Source organism: Demequina sp. NBRC 110055, assembly GCF_002090135.1.
GTDB lineage: Bacteria > Actinomycetota > Actinomycetes > Actinomycetales > Demequinaceae > Demequina.
The window spans coordinates 553,655-579,441 of the sequence record NZ_BBRL01000004.1 but is presented as its reverse complement, the minus strand read 5'-3'; the positions used below and the strand labels follow the sequence as shown (position 1 = coordinate 579,441).

Genomic DNA, 25,787 nt, shown 5'->3' with positions numbered 1-25,787 from the left:
TCACGAACGCGCCGAGTGTCTTGCGGCAAGCCCGCACGGCGGGTCTACCGTGAAGAGCATGACCTTGATGGCGACCCCGGATGCGGAGGTCGAGGTCGATGAGGGGACCGTGCGGGCGCTGCTCGCCGACCAGCATCCTGACCTCGCCTCGCTCCCCCTCGGCGCGCGCGTCGAAGGATGGGACAACGTCACCTTCCGCCTGGGCGATGCGCTCGCCGTGCGCATGCCGCGCCGCGCCGTCGGTGCGGAGATTGCCCGCACGGAATGGGAGTGGCTGCCGCGGATCGGCGCGCAGTGGACCTTCCCCGCACCCGTGGCGCGCCGCCTGGGTGAGCCGGGCCATGGTTATCCGTGGCGGTGGTCGGTGGTGCCGTGGATCGACGGCACCGTCGCCTACGGCGCGCCGCTGAGCGTGGAGGGTGCCCGCGACCTTGGCCGCGCTCTCGCCCAGATCCACGTCACCGCGCCCGACGACGCCCCCGTGAATCCCTACCGTTCCCTCACCCTGGGCGAGCGGGCCGAGGTGTTCGGCGACCGCATCGGCCACCTCGAAGCCGAGGGGGTGATCGCCGACGGGCCGCGCCTGCGGGCTGCTTTCACCGCTGCCGCACACACCACGTCGGGGCCGCGCACGTGGGCGCATCTGGACATTCACGGCCGCAACGTCCTCACCCGCGCCGGGCGGCTGGCCGGGATCCTCGACTGGGGAGACGCCGCGGCCGGGTCGCCGCTGACCGACCTCGGCCAGGCCGCCGTGCTGGTGGGAGCCGACCACGTGGGGCCGATGCTCGACGCCTACCTCGGGGCGTGCGAGCCCGCCGTCGCGCGATACGTGTCCTCGTCCGCCGGGCAGCGCGTCATCCGGGCCGAGGCGCTCCACTACGCCGCGACCCTCGCCTGCATGGAGGAGGAGCCGTTCCACGAGGCCGGACACGCCGCGCTCACCTCGCTGCGCCAGTCCCTGCGCTGAACACCGCAAGGCGCGGGAATGCCCGCGCGACGCTTACACGCGCGTGGCGCTCGCGATCCGCTTCGCCCGCCTCGCGTCGCGGCGCAGCTGCGCCTCCCGCGCGTCGGGCGCCGTCGTCAGCAGGTCGACGACCGCCTGTTCAAGCGCCGCCTGGATCGCCGCATCGCGGTCGCCTGGCGACAGCGACTCACCGTGCTCGCCCAACGCGTCGACGACGGGCTCGAGCGTGACCCCGTCCTCCCACAGGTCCACGACCCGCGGGTCGACGTAGGAGGCCCGGGCGACCGCCGGGGTGTTGCCCAGCTGCGCGGCCACCTCCCGCATGACCGAGGCGACCACCTTCTTGCGGGCCGTAGGCGAGAGGTCCGCCGCCGCATCGGCCATCCCCAAGGCCTGGGCGGCGATGACCGTGCCATGCCACGTGCGGAAGTCCTTCGCCGTCGCGTCCGGCTGCACCACCATCTGGATATAGCCGTTGATGTCGTCGCTGACGAGATCGCGCCAGGTCACGGGGTCGGTCGTCACGCGGTAGGCGAGCAGCTCCGGCGCTCCCCCCGAGCGTCGCTTCAAGGTGGTGACGGCCGACGCCACGTCCGGATCGCGTACCACCACGTGACGATCCTTGCCCGACTTCGCGACGTAGTCGAAGGTCACCTCGTCGCCACTGACGCGCGCGTGCTCGCGCAACACGGTGGCAAGGCCATACGAGCCGTTGTCGGCGGCGTAACCCTCGCCGCCGATGCGGAACAGCCCCCGGTCGAGCAGGCGGAACGCGATGCCGAGGACGTGCTCGCGCGAGAGGTCGTCGCGGGCCACGTCGGCATCGGCCACCGCGCGGGCCGCGGGAAGCCCCGCCGCCACCTCGAGCACGCGAGCATGCTTGGCGCGATCCCGGCGCTCGCGCCACGCGGGGTGATAGAGATACTGGCGCCGGCCCGCCTCGTCCGTGCCCAGCGCCTGCAGGTGGCCGTGCGCATCGGGGCAGATCCACACGTCGGTCCACGCGGGAGGGATCGCCAACGCGTCGATGCGCTCGCGCTCGCGTGCGTCGCGGATGGTCGCGCCGTCCGTGTCGCGGTAAGTCCACCCGCGTCCGCTGCGGCGTCGGGTGATGCCCGGCTCTGCGGGACGGGACCTGGTCAGTCGTGGCATGGCTCGACAGTAAGCCCGTGAGTGCGCCCGCGTCGCGACACGCCCCAGGCGGGACTAGCGTGGGTTCATGGAGACCACGTTCGCGCCGCTGGAGACCGAGCGGCTGGTACTGCGCCCGATGACCATGGACGACGCCGAGGATCTCGCCGAGCGCCGCTCCGACACCACTACCGCCCAATACCAGGCATGGCGCGCGCCGTACTCGGTCGAGCGGGCGCGCGAACTCATCGCGTCGATGGAGAGCCAGCCGGGCCCGCTGCCGGGCCTGTGGTACCAGCTCGCCGTCGAGCGCAAGCGTGACGGCAAGGTGCTCGGCGACGTCGCGCTGTATCTGTCCGGCAACGGGCGCACCGCCGAGGTGGGCTTCACGCTGCACCCGTGGGCACGCGGTCACCACTACGCCACCGAGGCAACCGCGCGCCTCGTCGACTACGCCGTCTTCGACGTGGGTGTGCACCGCATCGAAGCGTGCACGCACCCCCACAACATTGCGTCGGTGCGGGTGCTGGAGCGCATCGGGTTCCTCGCCGAAGGCATCCGCCGGGAGGCTTACTGGGTCGAGGACGAGGTGTCCGACGATGCGATCTACGGCCTCTTGGCGCGAGAGTGGATCGCGCGGCGCGAGGGCGACTGACGCGGGCGGGCCTCCGGCCTCGGCCCCAGGCATCGCCCAGCATGACGCCGTGCTAGGAGAGGCGAAGGGCCAGGTGGCAGACTGGCCCGCATGGACATCTACGAGACTCCGCTACCGGGCATCGGCGTCCGATACGAGTTCCAGGCGGACAGTGGTGATCACGTCGGCGTCGTGGTGCGCCGTGACGGCAAGCGCGACTTCGCGCTGTACGACCGCGAGGATCCGGACTCCTGCCGCGGCACCGTCGAGTTGTCAGAGTCGGATTCCGCCGCGCTGGTCGAACTGTTGGGCGGCACCTCGATCACGTCCCGCCTCGAAGGGCTGAGGCACCAGATCGACGGCCTCGCGATCGAGTGGGTGACCATGCCAAGTTCGGGCGGCCTTACCGGCCGCACCATCGCCGACGGCAAGATTCGCACCGAGACCAGCGCCTCCATCGTCGCCGTGATCCGCGGGGAGGACGGCAACCCGGGACCCGGCCCCGACTTCCTCCTCGAGGCGGGCGACACCGTGCTCGTGATGGGCTCCGACGCCGCCGTGCGCAAGGCCACCACCATCCTCGTCGGCTGACCACCTATGCTGCCGCTGCCCCTCGAGGTCCTCCCCGAGCCGGAGGCGAGCCATGCCGGTCAGGTGCTCATCGAACTGGGCATCATCCTGCTGATACTCGCCGGCCTCGGGCGCCTCGCCGCGCGCATCGGCATCCCCTCCATCCCGCTGTACCTGCTGGCTGGTGTCCTCATGGGCGACGGCGGGCTCATCCCCGTGTCCGCCGGCGAGGACTTCCTCGAGGTGGGCGCGGAGATCGGTGTGGTCCTCCTGCTGCTGCTGTTGGGCCTCGAGTACTCACCGGTCGACCTTCGCAATGGCCTGAAGTCGAACTGGGTCGCCGGGCTGGTCGACGGCCTCGCCAACGGTATCCCCGGCTTCGCGGTAGGCCTCATGCTCGGCTGGTCCCCCACCGCGTCGCTCCTGTTGGCCGGCGTCACCTACATCTCCAGCTCTGGCATCATCGCCCGCCTGCTCGACGACTTCGACCGCGTCGCCAACCGCGAGACCCCCGTCCTGCTGTCCCTGCTCGTCATGGAGGACCTGGTGATGGCGGTGTTCCTGCCTATCACCGGCGTGCTGCTCGTGGGAGCCACCCTCGCCCAAGGAGCCGTCGCCGCGGCCATCGCCCTGGGGCTGGTGTTTACGGCATTCGTCGTGTCGCTGAGGTTCTCCGACCGGATCTCGCGACTGGTGCACTCGCGTTCACGCGAGTTGCTTCTGCTGACCGTGCTCGGCCTCACCTTTTTGGTGGCGGGTTTGGCCGATGCCGTCCAGGTCTCCGCGGCCGTCGGCGCCTTCTTGCTGGGGCTGACCCTGTCGGGTCAGGTCGCGGACGACGTGCGCGGACTGCTGCCGCCGCTGCGCGATGTGTTCGGCGGGCTGTTCTTCGTGTTCTTTGGCCTCACGATCGACCCTCGCGACCTCATCCCTGTGCTGCTGCCGGCGCTCGCGCTCGCCGTGGTCACGGCGGTGACCAAGATCGGAACGGGCATCTTCGCGGCCAGGCGCAACGGCATCGGCCCCAAGGGCCAGTGGCGCACGGGCCTGTCGCTGGTGCCCCGCGGAGAGTTCTCCATCGTCATCGCGGGCCTCGGTGTGACCGCCGGGGTCGAGTCACAACTGGGTCCCCTCGCCGCGGCCTACGTGTTGATCCTCGCTGTGGTGGGGTCGCTCGTGATGCGCTTCGCGGACCGCATCCCCCCGCCGTTCACGCTCGCACCGGCGCGCGCCACGCCGGGCGTCAGGCGGGTGGTCTCGCGCCCGTCGGCGCCGCGCCAGTTCTACACGTAGCGCCGGGCGCCCCGGCGCGTGCGACGATATCGCTACCGCCGTCCCCACCCAGGACCTGCAGCGCCGCTGCCCCCTCGCTCAAGGACTCCCTGCGTCCCTTGCGAGGTCACCATGCCGCGTCACCGTCTTCGCCTCCCCTGGCGCCGCCGCCACAGCGTCACGCCAACGCTCGGCGTGGAACACGTGGGTCTCCTCACGACGGAGGACATCGCCGAAGTCCGTCAGGTGGTGGCCGATGCCGCACGCACCCTGGCGGCCTCCGATCACCCCGACCAGGCCTCACCCGAGACTCCCGGCACAGGCGCGGGACAGCGCGTCGCCTAGCCGCTGGTGGTGGTCGGCAAGGACACCGGGGCCGCCGGTGGCCTCGGCAAACTCGACGAGGTCGTCGTGAGTGGGAACCCCCGCGTCGATGATCCGGCCCGCTCGCTCCGCGGCGTCGGTGAGCGCCGCGATGGCCGCACCGGCACCCTCGTCCTGGAAGCCCGTGACCTCGACGAACTGCGTCTGGGCCAGCGCCGCGCGATAGGCCGTGTGATCGAAAGCAAAGGACTCCTGCCGTAGCGCCTCCACTCCCTGAGGCGTCGTGAGCAGCGTGAGCGAGCTGAGACCCGACGCCAAGGTGGCGACCACCTCCGCATCGACCTGAGCGCAGCCGGCTGGCGCGGCGGGCGCCGGAGCGGGTTCCTCGAGCACGGGGATGGTGCCCCCGCCCGCGCACCCGGCGAGAAGGGCAAGCACAGCACCGATGCCTAGCCACCTCATGCTCGACCGTAACCCCGGGCAGGAGACACGCGCGAGGCGATGGGAGTATCGGCCGTCCGTCCGCCACTCAGGGCGGCACAATAGGACGCATGATCCGGCCCGCCACCCTCGCCGATGCCGCGCGCATCGCGGAGATCTACAACCCCTATGTGACCGACACCGTCATCACCTTCGAGACCGAGACCGTGACGGCGTCCGACATCAAGGCGCGCATGAAGTCGGTCTGGGACAAGGACCTGCCGTACCTGGTGATCGAGGACGCCGGGCGTGTGGTCGGGTTCGCCTATGCCGCTCCTTACCGTCCCAAGGCGGCCTACCTGCACAGCGTCGAGACCACCATCTATCTCGACCCTGCGGCAAGTGGACGAGGCCTGGGCGGCCGTCTCTACCGTGCGTTGATCGTGGCGCTGCGGGCGTCGCACGCCCACACGGCGATCTCCCTGATCGCGCTACCCAACGAGGCGTCCGTCGCTCTGCAGCTGGCCACCGGATGGCGCGAGGTCGGGGTGCTGAGGGAGGCCGGCCAGAAGCTGGGCCGGTGGATCGACGTGGGGTACTTCCAGCTCGACGTGTCGTGATCTGCCAGGCGTAATCGATGCTTGCGGTTGCGCATATGGTGTGACATGCACCACAATCGGCGGGTCGGGGGCGCCGCTGAGGGGCGCCTCGGCCTACACGGTGGGGGGCGGGCTCATGGGAATGCGATCACGCACACGACGCGCGCTCGACGACGGCATGACCCTGCCCGAGTTGCTGGTGGTCATGGCCATCGTTGCGGTGCTCGTGGCCGTCGCCTTGCCCATCTTCCTCAACCAGCAGGCCAAGGCCTACGACTCCACGGTGCAGTCGGATCTGGCCAACGTCGCGATCGCGGTGCGCACCCACGTGGATGAGTCCAGCACGTTGCCCACCCTCGCGCCGACCGGCGACGGCTATGAGCTCGACGGCGACCGGGTCGCGACGTCGCCCGGCGTGGTCTTGGGCGGCATCGTGGGTGACGCGGACGCCTACTGCCTGAGTGCGACGCACCCGAGCGGCAACGTCGCGAGCAGCCCCGGCTACCGCTACACCGTGACAGGTGGCGTGGAAGAGGGTGAGTGCCCGTAGGCTCCGATCCACTGGCTTGGCGGCGATGTCAGTGGCTCTCGTTACGCTGGAGGCACCACCTTGGGAGGTGATCGACATGGTCAACATCACTGCTACGCGCAACGAGATCCAAGACATGCTCACGGTCCAGGCTGATCGGTACGGGTATAGCCTCGAAGAGGTGCGCGCCATGGCACGTGCCGGCACCCTCGACGAGCCGGAGCTCAGGGATCTGTGGCTGATCTGGGGCGACGTGCCTCTCACTTACGTACAGCGGTCGTGAACACAGAGCATCCGCTTTCGCACGTGTTCGCGGCCGAGCTCGAGGAGTTCCTGGCCGCGGCGCTGCCTCGCCCCGTCGAGCTCGCAGTCGTCGAGGGCGACGATGGCATCCGCGTCGGGGGTGCGTGGGACGCGGGGGCGAGGAAGTTCGTGCCCATACCGCTCGATGAAACCGCGACATCGCTGCTCTTGCGGGTGGAGTTCAAGCTCGCAGATGACCGCTCGGGAGAGTTCTTTCGTGTCCTGAACTCCACCTTTGGACTCTTGATCCCCGTAGAGAAAGGCGGGAAGGCCAAGGACCCCGTTCCCTTGGTCCGCGTCGAGTTCGAGCGAGGGCAGACCCCTCCCGCGCATATTCATTTCCACACTTCTTCGTCAACCCTTGGATGGGTCTACGGACGAGCAGGTGGGGCTTACCGGCGAGCCGAAGACCTTCACTTCCCTATCGGTTCCCAGCGTTTCCGTCCCACGATTGAAGAGTTTCTGCTGTTTCTCGACCAGGAACGCCTGTTCCGCGGCTGGCGGTCCGACACTGATTGGCGCTCGCAGGCAAGAAGGCGCATGGCCGAGTACGAGCAGCGGCAGGCTCTTGCGATGGTCGCACATTATGCCGAGGACATCGCAGGTGAGTTGCGCCGACTTGGATGGTCGGTCGCGCCACCTCTCACCTGAACCCCACGCGCCTCAGCAAAGAGAGCCTTCCGGTCCCGCGTCTCAGGTATGGGGCAACCGCAGCGGTGTGCGTGACTTACGCCGAACGCACGGCCTGCGTCGCGGCCATCATGTGCCTCAGCGACGCGATGGTCTCGTCGTAGCCGCGAGTCTTGAGGCCACAGTCGGGGTTCACCCACAGCTGCCTGCCCGGGATCGACTCCTTCGCGAGCGCGATCAGCTCCGTCACCTCGTCCGTGGACGGCACGCGCGGCGAATGGATGTCCCACACGCCCGGGCCGATCTGGCGCTCGTAGCCGTGGTTCTTGATGGCCGGCAGGACCTCCATGCGCGAGCGGGCCGCCTCGATCGAGGTGACGTCGGCATTGAGGCCGTCGATCGCGTCGATGATCTCGCCGAACTCCGAGTAGCACAGGTGGGTGTGCACCTGCGTGTCGTCCTTCGCGCCCGAGGTGGCCAGGCGGAACGCATTCACCGACCACTCCAGGTAGGCGGGCTGGTCGGCCTTCTTCAGCGGTAGCAGCTCGCGCAACGCGGGCTCGTCGACCTGGATGATACCGATGCCCACGGTCTCCAGGTCCGCGATCTCGTCGCGCAGGGCGAGAGCCACCTGGTTGGCGGTGTCACCGAGCGGCTGATCGTCGCGCACGAACGACCACGCGAGGATTGTCACCGGGCCGGTGAGCATCCCCTTCATGGGCCTGTCGGTGAGAGATTGGGCGTACTGGGCCCAGCGCACCGTCATGGGCTCCGGGCGGGCGACGTCCCCCCACAGGATCGACGGGCGCGTGCAGCGCGATCCGTACGACTGCACCCAGCCGTTGACGGTCACGTCGAATCCGTCGAGCAACTCGGCGAAGTACTGCACCATGTCGTTGCGCTCGGCCTCGCCGTGGACCAGCACGTCGAGCCCCAGGTCCTCCTGCAGCCTCACCACGGAGGCGATCTCATCCTTCATCGCCTGCTCGTAGTCGGCATCCGAGAGGGTGCCCTTGGCCCATGCCGCGCGCGCCTTCCGGATCTCGGGGGTCTGGGGGAAGGAGCCGATGGTGGTGGTGGCAAGCTCCGGGAGCCCGAAGCGGGCGTCCTGCGCGGCGGCGCGCACGGAGTACGCGGGGCGGTCGAGGTCGTCGGGGGCGACGGCCGCGAGCGCGGCGCGCACCTCGGCCCGGCGGGTGCCCGGGTGACCCGCGCGGGCGGCGAGGGCGTCGCGGGTGGCCGCCAACGCATCGGCCACCGCCTCCTCACCCTCGGCGCGCGCGGTGGCGAGGGTGACGATCTCGGCCACCTTCTCGTCGGCGAACGCGAGCCAGGACAGCAGCTCCTCGCCCAGGTGCTCCTCTCCCGTGAGGGTGTGGGGCACGTGGAAAAGGCTGGTGCTCGACGAGATGGCGACGGTGCCGCCCAGGGCGGCGACGGCATCGGCCGTACGCAACGCGGCATCGAGATCGGTGCGCCAGATGTTGTGGCCGTCGACCACGCCGGCCACCACGGTGATGCCGGACAGGTCCACACCGGACGGCACCGCACCGCGCACCAGGTCGAGGCCCACGGCCTCGACACCGGACTCGACGAGCACCGGGAGCGCGTCGCCCAGGTCGTTGTAGGGCGCGGCGACGAAGAGGGCGGGGCGGTCGGTGGCCGCGACGAGCGCGTCGTAGGCCGTCGCGGCGTTCGCGAGCACTTCGGCACGGTCCGCGTCGATGTCCGCGACGAGGATGGGCTCGTCAATCTGCACCCACGTCGCTCCAGCGGCCTTGAAGGCGGCCAGGAGCTCGACGTAGACGGGGATGAGATCGCTCAGGCGGTCGATGGGGCGGTAGTCCTCGCCTGCCTCGTCGGAGGCCTTCGCGAGGTAGAGGAAGGTGAGCGGGCCGGTGATGACGGGGCGCGTGAGGTAGCCAGCCTCCTTCGCCTCCACGAACTGGTCGGCCCATCGGGTGGAGCTCAGCGCGAACGACGTCTCGGGGCCGATCTCGGGCACCAGATAGTGGTAGTTCGAGTCGAACCACTTGGTCATCTCGAGCGGGGCGTCGTCGCCCCGACCGCGCGCGACAGTCGAGTAGCCGGCAAGGTCGATGGAGCCGTCCTGTGCGCGCAGACCCTCGAATCGCGTGGGTACGGCACCGAACGTCACGGCCGCGTCGAGCATGTGGTCGTAGAACGAGAAGTTACTCGGGAGTGAGGCGTCGTCGGCGCCCAGGCCCAGCTCGGCGAGGCGCGCGTAGGTCGCGAGGCGCAGGTCCTTGGCTGCAGCCTCGAGGTCGTCGGCCGTCGAGGCACCTTTCCAGAAGGACTCGAGGGCCTTCTTGAGTTCGCGCATGCGGCCGATGCGGGGGTAACCGAGGATGGTGCCGCCCGGGAAGGCGGGGGCGTGTGCGACATCAATGTGTGACATGGGGACGGTCCTCATGGAATTGGTGCGCGGCGGGCTCGCCATTGCGCTTGATCGACGCATCCATGCGCCGAGCGTGCATTTCGGACTCTAGCGCGATGGGGGCCGGACCGCTCGGGACCAAGGAATCTGGCGCATGGCCGCGGTGTTGTGGGATGGCGCGGCTGTGGGAGCCGTGCCGCCCGGCCGTCGAGGCCCTGGGCCGATGCAAGGATGGAGCCATGGCAGAAGAGGTCACCAAGAAGCAAGTCACTCTCGAGCGCGAGGCGGAGGGCGTCTACGTCGCCCGCAACCCCGACGGCGCCGAGTACCGGTTTGGCTACAACGTCGACGGCGCTCTCAGCGCCGTCGAGCTCCTGATGGTCGCTATCGCGGGCTGCTCCGCGACCGACCTGGACATGATGACGTCGCGCCGCGCCGAGCCCGTGCGGTTCTCCGCGACCGTCGAGGCCGACAAGGTGGGCGGCACCACGCCCGCGATCCTGCGCGATATCGACGTGGCCTTCGACGTGGCATTCCCCGAGGGCGCCGAAGGCGACAAGGCCCGCGCCCGCGTGGCCGCCGCCCTCAAGGCCGCCGAGGAAAAGACCTGCACCGTGTCGCGCACCGTCGTCCACGGCGCGGATGTGACGCTGCGCGAGGTGTAGCCTCCGCGAGCGCCCTGCGAGGCACTGAGTGCGCGCTTTCGCGGAAAAGCGGGCACCAGGCGGCTCCTGGGAGACGCGGCCGCATGAGGGTGTGCGCATGACCACCGTGTTTCGCGGACGCACCGCAACCCGCTCGGGCGCTGGAGTCGTGCTGGTGGTGACCGCGGCCGCCTTCACGTGGCCCTGGGGCTTCGATAAGGTCGCGATGCCAGCCGACGGGACCGGCGCCGCCGAGGTGGTCGCGACGTACCTCGCGGCACTCAACGCCCACGACTGTGACACGGCTGCCGCGCTTGCCGCCGAGAGCTTCGCGTCCATCGCACGCGAGTGGTGCGGGGACGTGGCGAGCCTGGGCGACATTCGCGTGGGCGACGGCGTCGACGAGGACCCCTCGTGGACCGGCCTGCCCGCAAGATCCGACGTGGTGAGCGTCCCCGCGACCTTCGACCTCGACTGGCTATGGCTCCGCAGCGATGGCTCGATGCCCGAGGGTGCGACCGCGTGGGGCTACAGACTCACACGCTCCGCGCCCGAGGCGCCCTGGCGCATCACCGACAACGGCCTCGGATAGCCGCTTTCTGGTGACCGATGCCGTGGCGGGGTTCCGTACGAGGCTCGGCTGAGGCATCGGCCGTACTAGCGGCGCAAGCCCAGGCGGTTCACGAGATCAAGCGCCGCATCATGCCTGTTAAAGGTGATGATGTGGATGCCGGGTGCGCCTTCCTCGAGGAGCTGCCCGGACAGCCGTGCGGCGTAGTCCACCCCGCGCGCGTGGGCGTCCGCGTCTGAGCCCGCCGATTCGAGCGAAGCGATCAGATCCTGGGGCGTCGACACGCCCGTGACGTGCGCGGCGCGCACGGCTCGCTGCGCCGACACGAGCGGCATCACTTCGGGGATGATCGGGATGCCGATGCCCTGCTTGGCCGCCTCCGCGACCAGCCCCGTGTACTCGGCGGCGTCGTAGAACACCTGGGTGATCGCGAAATCGGCGCCCGCGTCTTGCTTGGCCTTGAGGACGTCCAGCGCCGTCTGCCGGAACCGCGGAATCGCGTGCTGGGAGGGGAAAGCAGCGACCCCCACACACAGGTCGTCGATGCCGTGCGCTGCGGCGATGTCCCGCAGGTAGCGCACGAGGTCCGACGCGTACACGAGCCCGTCCGGGTGCGGCCGCCACCCCGTCTGCCCCTGGGGTGGGTCGCCTCGCAGCGCGAGAAAGTCCTTCACGCCGTCCTCGAGGTATCCCTCGATGACCGCACGCAGGTCGTCGCGAGACTGGTTCACGCAGGTGAGATGGGCGAGAGGGGGGACATTGTGCTGCTGGGCCACTGTCTGGACCACGGATCTCGAGGCACCCTGCGTGGAGCCTGAGGCTCCGTAGGTGATGGAGATGAAGTCCGGGCGCCGCTCGACGATCGCGCGCATCGTGCGACCCAGCACCTCCTCGGCAGCAGGGCTGCGAGGAGGGAAGAGCTCGAAGCTCAGCGTGGGCTCCTGCCCGCGCAGGCGCTCGCGGATCGTCATGGCTCGCACCGTAGTCCCGGGTGGCGAGGGTGCGCCATACCTATGGTCCCTGGTGTGCGGGCGTCCGTCGTCCCCAACCCCTCGAGCGGCGGGCGGATCTTCCCTTCTCGCAGACGCCCCGGCCGGCCGTCGTACCCACGCGGCACACTGGTGGGCATGATCACGGAACCGAACGACCTGGTCCGTTGCTTTGGCAACGGAGACCCGCTGTATGAGGCGTACCACGACGACGAGTGGGGCGTCCCGGTGCATGGCGAGGCCGCACTGCTGGAGCGCATTGTGCTGGAGGGCGCGCAGTCGGGGCTGTCCTGGGTCACCATTCTGCGTAAGCGCGAGGGGTACCGGGAGGCGTTTGCGCGGTTTGAGCCGTCGGCGGTCGCTGCGTTCGGCGAGGCGGAGGTGGAGCGGCTGATGGGCGATCCGGGGATCGTGCGCAACCGCCGCAAGATCGAATCCGCGATCACGAATGCGCGAGCGGTGGTGGGGCTTCACGACGCCGGCGAGACGCTCGATGACCTGTTCTGGTCGTTCGCTCCGCAGCCGCGGGCGGCGGCGCCCGCGACGTGGGCCGACGTGCCGGCCTCGACGCCCGAGTCCGTAGCGCTCGCCAAGGAGCTCAAGAGGCGTGGATTCGTGTTCGTCGGTCCCACCACCATGTACGCCGCGATGCAGGCGTGCGGGCTGGTAGATGACCATATTGCCGGGTGCGTCGCGGCGAAGCGGTGACCGGAATGTCCGCAATGTCACACCCCTCTGATCTGATGGACTCATGAGGTTCTCCACCGAGGCTTTCGACCGCGAGGCAGACGCGTTGCACGCGTTCGCCGGCCGGGAACTCGGTGACCTCACGCCGAGCGAGTTCGCACAGCTGAGGGAGATTGCGGGCAGGGCCAAGCGCGGATTCGACACCTCCTTGGCGGCGATCGGCGCAGAGGTTAGCCGGAGGTCCGACCCGTCGCTGGGGAGCGACGGCCTCGCGAAAAGCGAAGGCTTCACCTCGCCCGGACGCCTGTGGGCACGGGACCTCGGAACCAGCCCGCAGGAGGCCAACAGGCTCGCGGGCGCAGGCGATGTGGTGCGACGCGCGGAGGAACAGAAGCGCCGCGAAGAAGAACAACGCCAGCGGGAAGCGGCCGGCCAGGGTGGGCCGTCCGAACCGGAGGCGCCCGACGGAGAACTGCCTCTCGGCGTGCCCGGCAGTGATGCGGGGACCCCGCCGGACGACCCCGCCGACCGGGTCTATCCGATCCTCGCCGCGGCGATAGCCGCGTGCGAGATCGGCACCGAGGCCGCCATGGTGGTGCGGCGCACGCTCGACGAGTTGATCACCGCGGATCTTCGCTTTGAGGCCCAGCTCGTCGACAAGGCGCGCACGCTGCAGCTCGGCGAACTACGCAGGTCTGCCGCGCAGCTTGCGGCACTGCGCAATCCCGGCGACCTGGCGGAGCGGGAAAAGCGTCAGGTGGACGCGCGCACGTTGTACTTCACCACCGGTTCCGACGGCATGACGCAGATGTACGCCAAGCTCGACCCCGCTACGGCCGCTCCCATCAAGACGTGGATCGACGCACAGGTGCGTGCCGTTTACCGCTCGGCACGCGAGGGGATGCCCGAGGAGCGCCTCCCGGGGCAGATCCGCGCCGACGTCCTCGCCGGTCTCGCGTGGCACGGCCTCGACTGCGAGCGGCCCACCTCCGGCGTCAAGACGAAGGTCGTGCTTCGCGCAGACCTGAAGGACCTCGAGGCCGGTGTCGGCGTGGGTGAGTGCGATGCGCTCGATCAGCCCATCTCTATCGAGACGCTGCGCACGATGGCCGTCGACGCCGCCGTGGTGCCTGTCACCTTCGGCGGCGAGTCACTACCGCTCGACGTGGGACGCAAGCACCGGCTGTTCACGGAGGCCCAGCGCACCGCACTCGCGGAACGTGACGGGGGCTGCGCGTGCTGTCATGCTCCCGCGAGTCACTGCGAGGCCCACCACATCCGGTGGTGGATGCGCGATAGCGGCCCGACAGACATCTCCAATGGCGTGTTGTTGTGCACGGGATGTCACCATCGGGTCCACCACGGGGGCTGGGACGTCGAGGTGCGCGGAGACAAGGTGTGGATGATCCCGCCCGCGTCCGTCGACCCCACCCGGACGCCGCGTCTCGGAGGCAGAGCCGCCCTCGAGATCGAGGGCGCAGCGGAACTCGCTGTCGACGTCGACACCGGACCGCCTCGAGAACTCTGCCCGTCCGCGTGACAGCGGGCGGGGCGAGCGGTGAGCGAAGCGGCGCGGATGGAGAGCGTGCGGACGACAGCGCGCGCTATCGACAGCGCGTGACTAGCAGTAGGCCCGACGGTGCCGCGCGGTCGCGTCCTCCAGCAGTGCGTCGACGATCCGCTTGTCGGCCGGAAGCCACGCCACGTCACGCCAGCCGCCCGGCTCCAGAATCCGGAGCAGATCGTGGTCCTCGAGCGGACGCGGCTCCACCTTGGCGCCGTCCGCACCGGGCCGGAGCGTCGCCCACCACACCCTGAGCACCAGCCGCTCCACATCGGCGTCACCCGGACGCAACATCCACACCGGGTCGCTGCCGCACATGGTCTCGACGCCGTGCGCCTCGTCCGGGCCGAGGATCTCGTCGCCCAGATCGACCTCCACGCCCAGCTCCTCGCGCAGCTCACGCCTGAGCGCCTGCTCGGCGGTCTCGCCGTGCTCGACCTTGCCGCCCGGGAACTCCCACAGACCCGCGAGCGCGCTCGGGGCGGTGCGCCGAGCCGCAAGGAGGGTGCGCGGTGTCTCGAGGTCGTCGGTGATCGCCGCGGCGACGACCAGACGGGTGCGGATCCCCACGGGCTACTCGGTCTTCTCGCCGTACGCGTCGGCGTCGAGGAGGTCCTCGTTCCCCTCCGAGAGTTCGACCTTGAAGATCCAGCCGTCACCGTAGGCGTCGCTGTTGACCATGTCGGGAGCGTTCTCGAGTTGACCGTTGACCTCGGTCACCGTACCGGTGACGGGCGAGTACAGCTCGCTCACGGCCTTGGTCGACTCGAGCTCGCCGCACACATCACCCGCGCGGACCTCGTCGCCCACGCTCGGCGGCTCGACGTACACGACGTCGCCGAGTGCCTCGGCCGCGTACTCGGTGATGCCCACCGTCACGGTCGCGCCGGGCGACACGTCGCCGCGCACCCACTCATGCTCCTCGGAGTAGAGCAGTCCGTCAGGAATCTCCGCCACGATGTCCCACCTCTCCCACGGCACCCGCCGTCGCTGTCACTGTCATGTGGCCCCGCGGCGCGAAGCCCACGGCTCAAGCCTGCCGCTTGTAGAACGGTAACGCCACCACGCGCATCGGCTCGCGGCGGCCGCGCACGTCGATGCCCACCTCGGTTCCTACCTCGGCAAGGGTGGGTGGCACGTAGGCCATCGCGATGGGCTGGCCCAGCGTCGGCGACGGAATACCGGAGGTGACGATGCCCACCTGGCGACCGTCCTCGTCGGTGACCGCATAGCCTGCGCGGGGCGAGCGGCGCCCGTCACCCACCAGTCCCACCAGCACCTTGCCCGGCGCCTGGTCCGCCACCCGCGCCAGTGCCTCGCGGCCCACAAACGCGCCTCGTTCGACAGAGACAGCCCGCGGGTCCACCTGGTCACTGAGACCCGCGCCCGGCGCCGCAGCGCCCGGCTGCGACGAGGACAGCACGACGGCGGGGCCTTCGAAGGCCACCACACGCCCCAGTCCGGCATCGAAGGGGGTCGTATCGGCAGAAAGCTCGTGCCCGTAGAGCGGCATGCCCGCCTCCAGGCGGAGCGAGTCGCGCGAGGCCAGACCACAGGGAATCAGGCCGTGCGAGGCGCCGGCCGCGAGTGCTGAGCGCCACACGTCGGCGGCCACATCCGCGCCCACAAAAAGCTCGAAGCCATCCTCGCCTGTATATCCGGTGCGGGCCACGAACGCGTGGTGGCCGCCCTCGAGCAGGAGGTTTGCCGCCGAGTAGTACTTCAGGCCGGCCGGTTCCGCCTCGCCCGCGGCGCACAGGGAGCCCACGATCGCCGCCGCCGCAGGGCCCTGCACCGCGATGAGCGCGAGCGCGGCCGTCTCGTCGGACACCGCGGCGTCGAACCCTCCGGCATCGAAGCGCGCCGCGAGCTCCCGCGCGACCTCGATCCGGTTCGACGCGTTCGCGACCACCATGAAGTGGTCCCAATCGCGCCGGTACACCACCAGGTCGTCGACGATCCCGCCGTTCGCGTCGCACATCATCGTGTACTTCGCCGCCCACAGCCGCATGCGGCTCATGTGCCCCACGAGCGCGTAGTCCAAGGCGGCCGCGGCGTCGGGGCCGGTCACCATGAGTTCGCCCATGTGGGACAGGTCGTACAGCCCCGCGGCCGTCCGCACCGCGGTGTGCTCTGCGACATCGCCCGAGTAGCGCAACGGCATGTCCCACCCGGCAAACTCTGTCATCGTTGCGCCGAGCGAGACGTGCTCCTCGTGCAGGGGCGAACGCAGGGCAGGGGTCTCGGCGGTGCTCACGCCCCCCAAACTACGCGACACGTGTTTCGGTCACGATTCTGGCGCGCGCGACGATCGCCTCGAAGAGCGGCAGGCCCGGACCACACTCACCCGTCGATAGGGTCACTGCATGAGCGCGACCGTTGGTGAGACCTCCCCGTCAACCCGCGCCACTCGAGTGGGTAACATCGCCGCTATCGCTGCCATCGTCATCGCCGTCGGCGCCGCCGCCGCGTCGCTCGCCGGCACGGCGTCGCTCGCGTAGAGCCTCGCCGGAGCCGCGTGCGCGTTGGCAGCGACCGCGCTCGCCGTGCGGTGGCGCACCCCCATGTCCTTACTCGCCGGTGCCGCGGCCGTCGCCGCCGCCGCCATCGTCGCCACCGGCTGGCTCACCCCCAGCGCATGGCCGCCAGGCACCGAAGAGGAACCCGTCCCGCTCGGCGCGACCCTCCGGTTAGGAGAACGTGCCGACGATGGGAGCGTCACCGAGTGGGACGTCACGTTCACCTCGGTATTCTCCGAGCCCGTCGAATGGGATGGGGCACCCGGAGTCTGTTGGTACGTCGTGGGCGCTGTGACCGCCGTCAATAATGACGCCGAATCGCTGCCACCGCGCATTCAGGGCATGTGGCTCGACACCGAAGGCGACGAGCCCATGACAGAGTGGTACGACCCCTGTCGCCAGGGCCTCAGCACGACCGTCCAGGTGCCGACCTTACTCAGCGACGACTACCCCATCGCGCAGTGGTACCGCGGCGCCGAGGTTGCGACGGGCACCACGGCACTCGTGTGGCAGGGTTACGCCACCGAGGACGAGCAGGCCACCCCTCTCACGCTCGAGGTGTGGGACGACCTTCAGTCCCGTACGGTCTTCTTCTCACTGTCGTAACGGCGAGCGCGTTGCGCCCGCTTCAGTCATCACCTGAATATCTTCCACCGCTCCCGACGGGCGCTCAAGCGTCGCGCGGAGCCTCATGGCCCCTCCTCACGCGCCGGTCCGAGCCGCGGCGTGCCGCGACAGCTCGGTGGTGTGGGTGGATCACGGGGGTCCGAGAAGTGTGATGGCGACGATGACGACCGCGGTCAGCGCCGCCGCAATCCCAGCCGCGATCGCGGCGCCGATGAGCACGCGACGACGGCGCTCGCGTGCGCGGCGCGCAGCGATCTCCTGCGTGGTCAGCAGCTTCACGTCGGCCTCGCTACGGGCGGCCGATGCTGGGGTCGGCTCCCGCACGGAAGCCTGCTGAGGAAGGCGACGAGGCGCGTAGGACTCACGCCCGTCGCTGAAGACGCCCTCGGCGGGTGCATCGCCGAGCGGCACGCCTGGGGGAAGGGGCGCGCTTCTTCGGCCGCTGCGGCTGGGCACCGCGGTGCGGGTCGTGTCATCGACGCTGGACGAACCGCCCGACGCAGGATCGTCGAGCGCAGGGGCGTCGACGGAGCGGTCGGTCAGCTCTGTCGCCGCGGGCGTGCGGCGTGAGGCGACGCGCGTGGCATCGTCGGCGCAATCATCAGCCCCAGTGACAGTGGAATCGACCGCCGAACGCCGCAACGCCAACCGTGTTACGTCGTCGTCAGCGATCCGACGCGAACTCAGCCGCGTCGCGTCGTCCTCTCCGTCATCCCCCCGCACCGCGTTCATTCCTGCGGCCCCCGCACCGCGGCACTCTGGGTGTCGTCATCGCCCTCGGGCCACAGCGGCCATGGCTCGGCGACGGCGTGGTCCGGGGTCTCCGTGGTCGGCGCGTGGGCCACCACCACCGTCACGTTGTCGCCCGTGCCGTGCCTCAAGGCCGCCTCGACCAGCCGCTCGGCCGCGTCCTCGGGCGAGTCGGACAGCCCAGCGACGGAACCGATCAGCGATGCGGAGACCACGCCAGTCAACCCATCACTGGCGATGACGAGCCAGCTCGCGGGTACCACCGGCACCAACCAGGCGTCGAAGGCGTCCACGCCGTCGCCCAGTGCCCGCGTGATGATGTGTCGGTCGGGGTGGTAGGTGGCCTCCTCGGCGGTGATGCGCCCCGCATCCACGAGCTGCTGCACGTGCGAGTGGTCGACGGTGATCTGGCGCACCTCGGTGCCATCCAACTGGTACGTGCGGGAGTCCCCGACGTTCACGACCATCCACCAGGGCTGCCCCTCGTGCTCCACCGCGAACGCGCCCGTGAGCGTGGTCCCCGATTCAGCACCGACCCGACGACCGACCTCCAACACGTCGGCGTGCGCGGCCGTCATCGCGGCAGCGACGTCGTCGGGTGTGAGAGTGTCGCGCTGAGACAGCGGCCGGAACGCCTCGATCGCCGCCGCGCTCGCTGCGGCTCCCCCGGCGTGACCGCCCATGCCGTCGGCGACCAAGTGCACCGGGCCGGCCGACAGGAAACTGTCCTCATTACGTGGCCGCGGGCCGGCGTCGGTCGCCCCCGCCCCTTGGCTCCAATGGCCGTCACTCATGCGTCCCCCTCGCGCGTCAGATTCACTTCGAGATCACCCAAGAGCAGCGTCCCGGTCACCTCGATGGCCTCGGCCGTACCGGCCTCGACCTCGACGCCACCTGCGTCGCGCACGACAGTGCCGTTGGTCGACCCCATGTCAGTGACGTACCAGCGGTCCGCGCGCGGCTCAAGGCGGGCATGCACCTTCGAGATGGTCCGAGTGGGGTCGACGATGCCGATGCGGTCGGCTCCCCCACCGGGCGTGGCACGGCCAATCACGATGGGCCTGTCCGGCAGCTCATAGCGGTCCGTGCCCACCGTCAGGCTCCAGGTCACACGCCTGCGCGCGGCGAGCACCGTCCGGTCATCGGCGTCGTCCTCGTCTGTGGCCGATGCCGTGGCCCCCTCCCCGTCCGGCTCGCCCTGCGTCGCGGCGGGCGCGGGGATGGGGGGAAGCAGGCTCGGCACCGCGGCCGTCTCGGCCTCGGGCTCGGGGGTGGGGACCGACGGCGCCGAGGTCTGCTGTTGGGCCTGGCGGCGCGCCTCGACGAGCCAGTCGGGCTCAGCCTCGCCCGTCGGCGCGGGGGCGAGGTACGGCGACACGGCGGGCGCGACGGGCACCTCGACGATGGGGGCGGGCTCGCGCTCGGGCAGTGGCTGAGGAACGGGATCCGCCGCGGGCTCGGGCTCGAGCTCGGGCTCGGCCACCGGCTCCGCCGCAGACGTCAGATACGGGGAGATCGCGAGCGTGTCCGTGGCGGCTTCGACCGGGGTCGGTGCCGCGGGAGTGGGCTCGGTCGCCGGAGGGCTCGACGAAGCGGGAGACGGGGCGCTCGGGGCCGATGCCAGGCTGGGCGAGGACGCGGCGCTCGACGCGGTCGCCTCGACCACCGGGATCGCAGCTGATGCCGCGTCGAGCGTGGGAGCCGACAGCGTCGGCACGTCGTCCGCCGAGGGCGCCGAGAGCGCCCGCATGTCCGCTGGGGGCTCCTTCGGAGCGAGGGAGGCGAAGGGCGACACTCGGGTGGGCCTGTCGGGCGCCGCCTCATTATCTGCTGAGGCGGCCGCCACGGTCCACGCCTTGTTCGGGGCGGACACGACGGGAGTCGAGTCGTCGGTGGCGGGCGCACTCGCCGCGCTCGGCGAGACCGCAGCCCAGCCCGGGGGCAGGGCGTCGACGCCCGGCTCGGAGTTCGCGTCCTCGGCCCCGACCTCGGGCGCGGCGGCCGACGCGGCGACCGGCGGCGCATACGGCGACAAGGGGCTGGCGACGCGCGGGGGTGCGGGGGTGCGGGCGGCATCGGGGTTGCCGGACGCGCGCTCGTCATCGGCACGCAAGGCGAAGGAGGAAGCCGCGACGGCGGAGGACCGGATGGGTCCCGTCGACGCGTCGGAGGCACGCCGCGCCGCCTCGTCGGTGCGGCCCGCCATCGAGTAGCGCCCCCAACCCAGGATGGAGGCCCAGATGTGCGGCACGAGCGCCGCCACCCAACTCAGTCCCGAAGGAGCGCGCAACCGCAACTGAATGGTCCCCGAACCGTAGATCCACAGGATCCAGCCCACGAGGGTGCCCACGCCGTACGCGACCGCGCCGACGAGCAGGGTGAGGCGAGCGGCCGGAGGTGCGGCATCGGCCTCCTGGAGGACCCACGCCAGCCCCACGAGCATCGCGACGAGGCCCAGCGCCGCGACACCGCGCGCGAGGCCGACGGCAACCCGCGACATGCGTGCTGCCTGGGCCGCCGCCATCCAGCGCACCACCGGCACGAACGCCACAGCGCCCGACTGGCCAAGCTTGCGCAGCACCGCGCCGAGCGCGAGTCCCATCCACACCAGGTCCACCACGAGCGCGACACCCATCGGCGCGAGCGTCAACCAGACAACTGCTGTCACCGTGTTCCGTCCTTCCTGGCCCCCGAGGAGACCGTGCGCGACCGCCGTCGGCGGCGCGCCGTCGCCCCAGTGTGGTCGCTGCGCCAGTGCTGACGGTCCGTCTGCGTCGGCGCGCCGCCACGCTCGGCCTCATTCGCCGAGGAGCGCCATAGCGAGCGTAGCGACAGCCGCATACTCTGCCTCTTCCACCACCCGCGCGATGCCAACCAATACTGGCGGTCGCTGTCGACGAGGTCCCAGAACCGTGCGGCGTCATCGGCCGTGGCGTCGCGGCCCGAGAACGTCGCGCGATCCGTCAGCGTGGCGAGCGTCGCCGCGTGCGGCGACGAGTAGGCGGCAGCGACCTCGGCACGCGTCGCGAGCGGCATAGCAGCGAGGCCCGCCTCCGCGGCGGTGTCGAGGTATTCGTCCCAGCCGCCGTGCACGGCCTCGGTGGGCGCGCGCCCACGGCGGCGACGCCGCCGGATGACCTTCCACAGCACGATCGCGATGATCGGCGCGAGCAGCACCGCGAGGCCCAGGAGGCTCACCGCGACGATGCGGACCACGCCGACCCACCACGCGGGCTCCACCGGTTCCTCGATCTCGGGAGGCTCCGCGTCGTCCGAGGTGCCGCGTTGGGTGGCGGGCGGCACGATCGCCTCCGCATTCTCCGGGTCAAGCGGCGACGCGAACTCGGGATCGCGCTGCGAGGAGATGTCGGGCGAGACGGGCTGGGCGTGCTGCGGGGTGACGTCGATCGGCACCCACGTGCCCTGGGTACCCTGCACCTCGACCCAGGCCGTCATGTGGCCGCCACGGCATTCGCCGCCGTCACACACCGGCGCCACGTCCGGGTCCTCGGTACTGAGCCGTGCGCCAAGCACGACCCGTGACGGGAAGCCCAGGGAGGAAGCGATGAGTGCGGTGGCGGCCGCGAACTGCTCGTCGTCGCCCGCGGCGGCAACCAGCTGCGCGTCGGAGGCCGCGTCTCCCACCTCCGCGGCGCGCTCGTTGAGCGCGGTGAAGAGTCGGTCGATGCGGTCATACGAATGTCCGGCGGCCGAGGACACGAACGCATAGTCGCCCAATTCACTGACCCATCGCGTGCCCGGATCGGGCTGCTCGAGGTCGTGACTGAGATAGCCGCGGGCGCGCAGACGCCGCACCAACTCGGCGAGTCCCTCACCGTCACGCGAGACGCCCTGCGCGGCGACCCAGTCACGCAACGAGTCGGGGATGAGCGACGCAGGCACGCTACCCGCGCCAGGCGAGGCGCCCAGGTCCGCGACCGTGGCGTCGTCGCGCACATAACCCGTGACCTCATAGCTGTCGCCCGAGGCGACACCAGACTCGAGGGCCATCACCCCCGCATCGGCCTCGGGAAGGTAATAGAAGTTGTCGACCAGCTGTGCACGGCGCGGGCCGGAGAAGGTGATCTCGCCCAACTCGCCCACCACCGGCACCCACACGCCGCCGCCCGAGGAGATGCCAATCTCGGCGCTCACGGCGCTCGCGCCGTCGGGTCCGTTCAGGCGCGACGGCACACGCTGGAAGCGTGCGGGTGCGCTGCCCTCGGGAGCGGAGGCGCTGTACGTGTCACCGTCGAAGTACGGCAGCGACGCGATCCGTACCCGGTCCGCCTCGCCCGACTGGACGGCGACGGTGAACAGCACGGCGTCGTACGCATCGTCGGAGAAGTTCTCGCGGAAGGATGCCAGCGGCGTCACCGTCGAGTCCACCGTGAGACGTGGCTCGATGGCGCTCCGTGCGACCTCGCGGGGCGTGGCGGCGGCGAGAGGTCCCGCGATGACCACGCCGAGGACGACGGCGGCAACGAGCATCGCCAGGCCAGCCCCGGCATCGGCCATCACCCGGTGGCGCGGTGGCCCGGCCAGGTGAACGCCGCCGGCGGCGCGGGTCACGGCGATCGCGCGGCGGCGCGCATACGACGCCCGCCAGGCGAACCACCCCAGGATCACCAGGAACTGGGCAAGCCCCACGACCAGCTCCCGGCTCATGAAGGTTCCCAACGGCGCCCACGCGAGGGTGTCCGCACGGGTGACGGGGCCGACGAGAATGGCCATGGCTTCGAGCGCGACGAGCACACCCGCGGCGGCGCCCCACCGACGTTCGGATCTGAGCGCCCACCACGCGGCAAGCGTGGTGCCTGTCAGCACCGCTGCGAACACCGGCACGATGGTGGCCCGGTACTCGCCGAGCGGCAGCGGGAGCGTGACGATGTCCTTCCAGCCCAGCACCGGCCCGCGCAGCAGCTCCCACCCGGCACCGAGAGCGGAATCGACGCCGCTCGTTGCGCCCGGCACTACGAGAGTGAGGCCGCCCACCACGTAGACGGCGAGTGCCATGAGCGCCGCCCGGCCCCCGCCCCAGCGCAGCCGATCACACAGCACCGCGATCGCGGCGCCTGCGCCCACCGCGAGCGCTGCGGCGGCCACGTACCTGCTCGACTCGTAGACGGGGTACAACGTCCAGGCCGCAACGGCGGCGCCCGCCGCGACAAAGGCAGCGTTGATGAGGGCAAAGGACAGCGTCGTCGGTGCCGCGGCCCGCGCGCGCCGCCCGGGCCGCCTGGCGTCCCGCGCGCTCATGCCGCACCCCTGGCGAGGAGCTGGCGCAGGTCGTCGAGAATCCCCAGGCTGAGCAGGCGCGTGCGACCCACGGCGTGCAGGCCCGGCTCGGAGTGCGGGTCACATACGACGGCGGCGACCGCGACGTCCGCGGGGAACGCGAGCGCGGCGGCGGAAATGTCCGGCAGCGCCGCCTGGGAGCCCGTCACGAGGAACGCGAGCGAGGTGTCATTCGAGACCTCGACGAGCATGCGCGTCAGGGTCGTCATGGCGACCACGTTCGGGCCGCGCTCCACGCCGGACAGATCGTCGAGCAGCCGGCGCGGCGTGGTCACCGCGAGCTGCTCGAGCGAGCGCACACTTGCGCGCGCAAACTCCGGTACCTCACCCGAGACGACCACCTGCACGTCGCGCCCGTCGCGCACCGCCCGCACGCCGAGCGAGCCAGCCGCCGACACGGCCATCTCAAACTCGGCATCGTCCGCGTACGAGCGCTCGTCGAGGTCGAGCACGATGGACAGGGTGGAGCGCCTGGTTTCCTCGAACTGGCGGACCATGAGGGTGCCGGTCTTGGCGGTGGACTTCCAGTGAATCTGGCGCTGAGCATCGCCACGCGCGTACTCGCGGACCGCGTGGAAGGAGATGTCCTCGTTGGTGAGGGTGCGCGTGGAACGGCCCTCGAGGTCCCGCACGAAGCCCTGCGAGGTGCTCGGCACGGCGATCGTGACGGGGTGGATGAACAGGGTCTGGACGTCAGCCCAGTGGAAGGTGCGCTGCAGCAGGCGCAAGGGGTCGGAGCGCGTGGTGGTGGCCGGGCCCACGTCCACGATGCCGCGCCGTGCCGCGGGAATGACGATGGGCTCGGTGTGCTCGTGGCCGCGCCTCAGCAGCGGGACCTGAAAGTCGATGAGCCCCTCACCCACGGGCACGTCCACACGACCGGGCAGCGCCACCCGAGACGCGGGATTGCGCACCACGATCTCGGCCTCCGCGGCGTGGCCGGCGACCACGGCATCGTGCAACAGGCGGAAGTCCACCTCGTAGGGTTCGCGGCCCACGAGGAACGGCAGCGCGATCAGCAGCAGCACCAGGCCCACGGCGGCGCCGATGAGGAACTCCGCCCAGCCCAGGGTGAGACCCACGACCGCGCCGGCGAGCGTCCACACGATGACCGCCCAGCCCGCCGCGGTCGTGACGGACCGCACCACCTCCCATGCGCGCGACGTCCACCCGCTGACCGCCCGGGACACCCCCAGCGCCCACAGCCCGAGCGCGACCCAGCGGCCGCGGCCCTCGTCGGCCACCTGGGTGTGGGTGCGCGTCGTGGCACGCGTGTATCCCGTGCGGGTGTGGTCCGCCCGGGTGCGTGTGCCGGTGTCGCCGCGGCGGCGGGTGCGGGTGGCCATCGACTAGCGCAGGTCCTGCTGGCTGGGCGGTGCGGTGTCGAGGAGGACCTGGCCGATGACCGCCGTCGCGGTGACGCCGTCGAACTCGGCCTCGGGGTCGAGGATGAGGCGGTGGGCGAGGACGGGCTCGGCGAGGGTCTTGACGTCGTCGGGCGTCACGTAGGTGCGGCCGTGCGCGAGGGCCCAGACCCGGCAGCCCCGCGACAGCGCGAGGGCGCCACGCACCGAGACGCCCAGGCGCACCTGCGTGGCCTGGCGGGTCGCGTCGACGATGCGGGCGATGTAATCAAGGATCAGCGGGCTCGTATGCACCTCGCGAGCGAGCGCGGTCATGGCCGCGATGGTCTGCAGTTCCGCGATCTGCGGCACCGTCACCTTGGCGGGCCGGCCCGCGTCCAGGATCTGCAGCGTCGCGCCATGGTCGGGGTAGCCCAGCGAGGTGCGCATCATGAAGCGGTCCAACTGCGCCTCTGGCAGCGGATACGTGCCGGCCTGCTCCACGGGGTTCTGCGTCGCGACCACCATGAACGGCGAGCCCGCCAGGCGCGTGATGCCGTCGACCGTGACCGAGCCCTCCTCCATCACCTCGAGCAGCGCCGATTGCGTCTTGGGGCTCGCGCGGTTGATCTCGTCCGCCAGCACCACGTTCGCGAAGATGGGGCCGGCGTGGAACTCGAACTCGCCCTTGGACTGGTCGTACACGGTGATGCCCGTGACGTCGCCCGGCAGCAGGTCGGGGGTGAACTGGATGCGGGTGCTGGTGCCCTTGATGGTCTGCGCGATCGCGCGCGCGAGCGACGTCTTACCCGTGCCGGGCACGTCCTCGAGCAGCAGGTGGCCCTGCGAGATCATCGCTGTGAACGCGAGTTCGACGACGTGCCGCTTGCCGAGCACCGCCCGCTCGACGTTGTCGGCCAGGGCGGCGAAGGTCGCGGCGAACCAGTCGCTCTGCTCGTCGGTGACGCTCATGCTTGGGGGCTCCTTGGGTGGGGGGGGTCGGGGGACGGCCGAT

At 70.6% G+C, this 25,787-nt stretch carries 27 protein-coding genes; 14 read left to right on the top strand and 13 right to left on the bottom strand.

Annotation, left to right across the window (positions count from 1 at the left end; all coding sequences use genetic code 11):
• Positions 1–58: 58 nt before the first annotated feature.
• The gene (locus B7K24_RS02715; RefSeq protein ID WP_159449119.1) at positions 59–970 is read left to right on the top strand and encodes a phosphotransferase; all 912 of its coding nucleotides are present in this window, start codon (positions 59–61) and stop codon (positions 968–970) included.
• A gap of 33 nt (positions 971–1,003) precedes the next feature.
• Here the strand turns inward: B7K24_RS02715 and B7K24_RS02710 are convergent, their stop codons facing one another.
• Positions 1,004–2,122: a DNA topoisomerase IB gene (locus tag B7K24_RS02710; RefSeq protein ID WP_084128532.1), complete on the bottom strand. Its 1,119-nt coding sequence runs from the start codon at positions 2,120–2,122 to the stop codon at positions 1,004–1,006.
• Positions 2,123–2,189: 67 nt separating this feature from the next.
• Between B7K24_RS02710 and B7K24_RS02705 the strand changes: the two genes are divergently transcribed.
• The 3 genes from B7K24_RS02705 to B7K24_RS02695 all read left to right on the top strand — a co-directional run bounded on the left by B7K24_RS02705 (position 2,190) and on the right by B7K24_RS02695 (position 4,598).
• The gene (locus B7K24_RS02705) at positions 2,190–2,756 is read left to right on the top strand and encodes a GNAT family N-acetyltransferase (protein WP_084128531.1); all 567 of its coding nucleotides are present in this window, start codon (positions 2,190–2,192) and stop codon (positions 2,754–2,756) included.
• A gap of 90 nt (positions 2,757–2,846) precedes the next feature.
• Complete coding sequence (locus tag B7K24_RS02700; RefSeq protein ID WP_084128529.1) at positions 2,847–3,326, top strand: cation:proton antiporter regulatory subunit; 480 nt, start codon at positions 2,847–2,849, stop codon at positions 3,324–3,326.
• A gap of 6 nt (positions 3,327–3,332) precedes the next feature.
• Entirely contained in the window at positions 3,333–4,598 is a 1,266-nt protein-coding gene (locus tag B7K24_RS02695; RefSeq protein WP_084128528.1) for a cation:proton antiporter, read from the top strand.
• A 279-nt stretch (positions 4,599–4,877) separates the two neighbouring features.
• Here the strand turns inward: B7K24_RS02695 and B7K24_RS02690 are convergent, their stop codons facing one another.
• On the bottom strand, positions 4,878–5,363 hold the full coding sequence (locus B7K24_RS02690) for a hypothetical protein (RefSeq protein ID WP_144268083.1): 486 nt from the start codon (positions 5,361–5,363) through the stop codon (positions 4,878–4,880).
• Between the two features lie 89 nt (positions 5,364–5,452).
• On the opposite strand from B7K24_RS02690, the gene B7K24_RS02685 reads away from it, so the two are divergent.
• The 4 genes from B7K24_RS02685 to B7K24_RS02670 all read left to right on the top strand — a co-directional run bounded on the left by B7K24_RS02685 (position 5,453) and on the right by B7K24_RS02670 (position 7,403).
• Positions 5,453–5,941 carry a GNAT family N-acetyltransferase gene (locus B7K24_RS02685; protein WP_084128525.1) on the top strand — a complete coding sequence of 163 codons (489 nt, stop codon included), beginning with the start codon at positions 5,453–5,455 and terminating at the stop codon, positions 5,939–5,941.
• Between the two features lie 121 nt (positions 5,942–6,062).
• Positions 6,063–6,470, top strand: a complete 408-nt coding sequence (locus tag B7K24_RS02680) for a prepilin-type N-terminal cleavage/methylation domain-containing protein (protein WP_159449118.1) — start codon at positions 6,063–6,065, stop codon at positions 6,468–6,470.
• Positions 6,471–6,546: 76 nt separating this feature from the next.
• Positions 6,547–6,732 carry a hypothetical protein gene (locus B7K24_RS02675; protein ID WP_144268081.1) on the top strand — a complete coding sequence of 62 codons (186 nt, stop codon included), beginning with the start codon at positions 6,547–6,549 and terminating at the stop codon, positions 6,730–6,732.
• A gap of 23 nt (positions 6,733–6,755) precedes the next feature.
• Positions 6,756–7,403 carry a hypothetical protein gene (locus B7K24_RS02670; protein WP_144268080.1) on the top strand — a complete coding sequence of 216 codons (648 nt, stop codon included), beginning with the start codon at positions 6,756–6,758 and terminating at the stop codon, positions 7,401–7,403.
• 76 nt (positions 7,404–7,479) lie between these two features.
• Here the strand turns inward: B7K24_RS02670 and metE are convergent, their stop codons facing one another.
• Positions 7,480–9,801: a 5-methyltetrahydropteroyltriglutamate--homocysteine S-methyltransferase gene (gene metE / locus B7K24_RS02665; protein ID WP_084128519.1), complete on the bottom strand. Its 2,322-nt coding sequence runs from the start codon at positions 9,799–9,801 to the stop codon at positions 7,480–7,482.
• A 218-nt stretch (positions 9,802–10,019) separates the two neighbouring features.
• On the opposite strand from metE, the gene B7K24_RS02660 reads away from it, so the two are divergent.
• Positions 10,020–10,445, top strand: coding sequence for an OsmC family protein (locus B7K24_RS02660; RefSeq protein WP_159449117.1), 426 nt, complete (start codon positions 10,020–10,022; stop codon positions 10,443–10,445).
• A gap of 97 nt (positions 10,446–10,542) precedes the next feature.
• A complete protein-coding gene (locus B7K24_RS02655; RefSeq protein ID WP_084128515.1) occupies positions 10,543–11,016 on the top strand; it encodes a hypothetical protein in 474 nt (157 codons plus the stop codon).
• A gap of 65 nt (positions 11,017–11,081) precedes the next feature.
• Here the strand turns inward: B7K24_RS02655 and B7K24_RS02650 are convergent, their stop codons facing one another.
• The gene (locus B7K24_RS02650; protein ID WP_084128513.1) at positions 11,082–11,966 is read right to left on the bottom strand and encodes a methylenetetrahydrofolate reductase; all 885 of its coding nucleotides are present in this window, start codon (positions 11,964–11,966) and stop codon (positions 11,082–11,084) included.
• Positions 11,967–12,122: 156 nt separating this feature from the next.
• On the opposite strand from B7K24_RS02650, the gene B7K24_RS02645 reads away from it, so the two are divergent.
• Both B7K24_RS02645 and B7K24_RS02640 read left to right on the top strand, forming a co-directional pair.
• The gene (locus tag B7K24_RS02645; RefSeq protein WP_084128511.1) at positions 12,123–12,692 is read left to right on the top strand and encodes a DNA-3-methyladenine glycosylase I; all 570 of its coding nucleotides are present in this window, start codon (positions 12,123–12,125) and stop codon (positions 12,690–12,692) included.
• A gap of 43 nt (positions 12,693–12,735) precedes the next feature.
• Positions 12,736–14,211 carry an HNH endonuclease signature motif containing protein gene (locus B7K24_RS02640; RefSeq protein ID WP_084128510.1) on the top strand — a complete coding sequence of 492 codons (1,476 nt, stop codon included), beginning with the start codon at positions 12,736–12,738 and terminating at the stop codon, positions 14,209–14,211.
• Between the two features lie 81 nt (positions 14,212–14,292).
• Here B7K24_RS02640 and B7K24_RS02635 read toward each other — a convergent pair whose 3' ends face one another.
• From B7K24_RS02635 to gcvT, 3 genes are all read right to left on the bottom strand, one after another.
• Complete coding sequence (locus B7K24_RS02635; RefSeq protein ID WP_307181677.1) at positions 14,293–14,805, bottom strand: (deoxy)nucleoside triphosphate pyrophosphohydrolase; 513 nt, start codon at positions 14,803–14,805, stop codon at positions 14,293–14,295.
• A 3-nt stretch (positions 14,806–14,808) separates the two neighbouring features.
• Entirely contained in the window at positions 14,809–15,192 is a 384-nt protein-coding gene (gene gcvH / locus B7K24_RS02630) for a glycine cleavage system protein GcvH (RefSeq protein WP_084129223.1), read from the bottom strand.
• 73 nt (positions 15,193–15,265) lie between these two features.
• A complete protein-coding gene (gene gcvT / locus B7K24_RS02625) occupies positions 15,266–16,492 on the bottom strand; it encodes a glycine cleavage system aminomethyltransferase GcvT (RefSeq protein ID WP_084128509.1) in 1,227 nt (408 codons plus the stop codon).
• Between the two features lie 109 nt (positions 16,493–16,601).
• On the opposite strand from gcvT, the gene B7K24_RS13710 reads away from it, so the two are divergent.
• Together B7K24_RS13710 and B7K24_RS02615 are read left to right on the top strand one after the other, a co-directional pair.
• Positions 16,602–16,736, top strand: a complete 135-nt coding sequence (locus B7K24_RS13710; RefSeq protein ID WP_255372774.1) for a hypothetical protein — start codon at positions 16,602–16,604, stop codon at positions 16,734–16,736.
• A gap of 63 nt (positions 16,737–16,799) precedes the next feature.
• The gene (locus B7K24_RS02615; protein WP_084128506.1) at positions 16,800–17,360 is read left to right on the top strand and encodes a hypothetical protein; all 561 of its coding nucleotides are present in this window, start codon (positions 16,800–16,802) and stop codon (positions 17,358–17,360) included.
• A gap of 150 nt (positions 17,361–17,510) precedes the next feature.
• On the opposite strand, the gene B7K24_RS02610 is transcribed toward B7K24_RS02615, so the two are convergent.
• Genes B7K24_RS02610 through B7K24_RS02585 form a run of 6 tightly spaced genes read right to left on the bottom strand, consistent with a single transcriptional unit; the run spans position 17,511 to position 25,744 of the window.
• Positions 17,511–18,104 carry a hypothetical protein gene (locus B7K24_RS02610; protein ID WP_144268077.1) on the bottom strand — a complete coding sequence of 198 codons (594 nt, stop codon included), beginning with the start codon at positions 18,102–18,104 and terminating at the stop codon, positions 17,511–17,513.
• 5 nt (positions 18,105–18,109) lie between these two features.
• A complete protein-coding gene (locus tag B7K24_RS02605) occupies positions 18,110–18,925 on the bottom strand; it encodes a PP2C family serine/threonine-protein phosphatase (RefSeq protein WP_084128503.1) in 816 nt (271 codons plus the stop codon).
• Positions 18,922–20,799, bottom strand: coding sequence for an FHA domain-containing protein (locus B7K24_RS02600; protein ID WP_144268076.1), 1,878 nt, complete (start codon positions 20,797–20,799; stop codon positions 18,922–18,924). The genes B7K24_RS02605 and B7K24_RS02600 overlap by 4 nt, the downstream gene beginning before the upstream one ends.
• The gene (locus B7K24_RS02595) at positions 20,796–23,390 is read right to left on the bottom strand and encodes a transglutaminase-like domain-containing protein (protein WP_084128500.1); all 2,595 of its coding nucleotides are present in this window, start codon (positions 23,388–23,390) and stop codon (positions 20,796–20,798) included. The genes B7K24_RS02600 and B7K24_RS02595 overlap by 4 nt, the downstream gene beginning before the upstream one ends.
• Positions 23,387–24,775 (bottom strand): DUF58 domain-containing protein, encoded by a 1,389-nt coding sequence (locus tag B7K24_RS02590; protein WP_084128498.1) that lies wholly within the window; start codon positions 24,773–24,775, stop codon positions 23,387–23,389. The genes B7K24_RS02595 and B7K24_RS02590 overlap by 4 nt, the downstream gene beginning before the upstream one ends.
• Before the next feature lie 3 nt (positions 24,776–24,778).
• On the bottom strand, positions 24,779–25,744 hold the full coding sequence (locus B7K24_RS02585; protein ID WP_084128497.1) for a MoxR family ATPase: 966 nt from the start codon (positions 25,742–25,744) through the stop codon (positions 24,779–24,781).
• Positions 25,745–25,787: the final 43 nt, after the last annotated feature.

Bases quoted from the DNA above. Each gene is read 5' to 3' on its own strand.
- B7K24_RS02715 (WP_159449119.1), top strand. From the start codon at position 59: ATGACCTTGATGGCGACCCCGGATGCGGAGGTCGAGGTCGATGAGGGG.
- B7K24_RS02710 (WP_084128532.1), bottom strand. From the start codon at position 2,122: ATGCCACGACTGACCAGGTCCCGTCCCGCAGAGCCGGGCATCACCCGA.
- B7K24_RS02705 (WP_084128531.1), top strand. From the start codon at position 2,190: ATGGAGACCACGTTCGCGCCGCTGGAGACCGAGCGGCTGGTACTGCGC.
- B7K24_RS02700 (WP_084128529.1), top strand. From the start codon at position 2,847: ATGGACATCTACGAGACTCCGCTACCGGGCATCGGCGTCCGATACGAG.
- B7K24_RS02695 (WP_084128528.1), top strand. From the start codon at position 3,333: ATGCTGCCGCTGCCCCTCGAGGTCCTCCCCGAGCCGGAGGCGAGCCAT.
- B7K24_RS02690 (WP_144268083.1), bottom strand. From the start codon at position 5,363: ATGAGGTGGCTAGGCATCGGTGCTGTGCTTGCCCTTCTCGCCGGGTGC.
- B7K24_RS02685 (WP_084128525.1), top strand. From the start codon at position 5,453: ATGATCCGGCCCGCCACCCTCGCCGATGCCGCGCGCATCGCGGAGATC.
- B7K24_RS02680 (WP_159449118.1), top strand. From the start codon at position 6,063: ATGCGATCACGCACACGACGCGCGCTCGACGACGGCATGACCCTGCCC.
- B7K24_RS02675 (WP_144268081.1), top strand. From the start codon at position 6,547: ATGGTCAACATCACTGCTACGCGCAACGAGATCCAAGACATGCTCACG.
- metE (WP_084128519.1), bottom strand. From the start codon at position 9,801: ATGTCACACATTGATGTCGCACACGCCCCCGCCTTCCCGGGCGGCACC.
- B7K24_RS02660 (WP_159449117.1), top strand. From the start codon at position 10,020: ATGGCAGAAGAGGTCACCAAGAAGCAAGTCACTCTCGAGCGCGAGGCG.
- B7K24_RS02655 (WP_084128515.1), top strand. From the start codon at position 10,543: ATGACCACCGTGTTTCGCGGACGCACCGCAACCCGCTCGGGCGCTGGA.
- B7K24_RS02650 (WP_084128513.1), bottom strand. From the start codon at position 11,966: ATGACGATCCGCGAGCGCCTGCGCGGGCAGGAGCCCACGCTGAGCTTC.
- B7K24_RS02645 (WP_084128511.1), top strand. From the start codon at position 12,123: ATGATCACGGAACCGAACGACCTGGTCCGTTGCTTTGGCAACGGAGAC.
- B7K24_RS02640 (WP_084128510.1), top strand. From the start codon at position 12,736: ATGAGGTTCTCCACCGAGGCTTTCGACCGCGAGGCAGACGCGTTGCAC.
- B7K24_RS13710 (WP_255372774.1), top strand. From the start codon at position 16,602: ATGAGCGCGACCGTTGGTGAGACCTCCCCGTCAACCCGCGCCACTCGA.
- B7K24_RS02615 (WP_084128506.1), top strand. From the start codon at position 16,800: ATGTCCTTACTCGCCGGTGCCGCGGCCGTCGCCGCCGCCGCCATCGTC.
- B7K24_RS02605 (WP_084128503.1), bottom strand. From the start codon at position 18,925: ATGAGTGACGGCCATTGGAGCCAAGGGGCGGGGGCGACCGACGCCGGC.
- B7K24_RS02595 (WP_084128500.1), bottom strand. From the start codon at position 23,390: ATGAGCGCGCGGGACGCCAGGCGGCCCGGGCGGCGCGCGCGGGCCGCG.
- B7K24_RS02590 (WP_084128498.1), bottom strand. From the start codon at position 24,775: ATGGCCACCCGCACCCGCCGCCGCGGCGACACCGGCACACGCACCCGG.
- B7K24_RS02585 (WP_084128497.1), bottom strand. From the start codon at position 25,744: ATGAGCGTCACCGACGAGCAGAGCGACTGGTTCGCCGCGACCTTCGCC.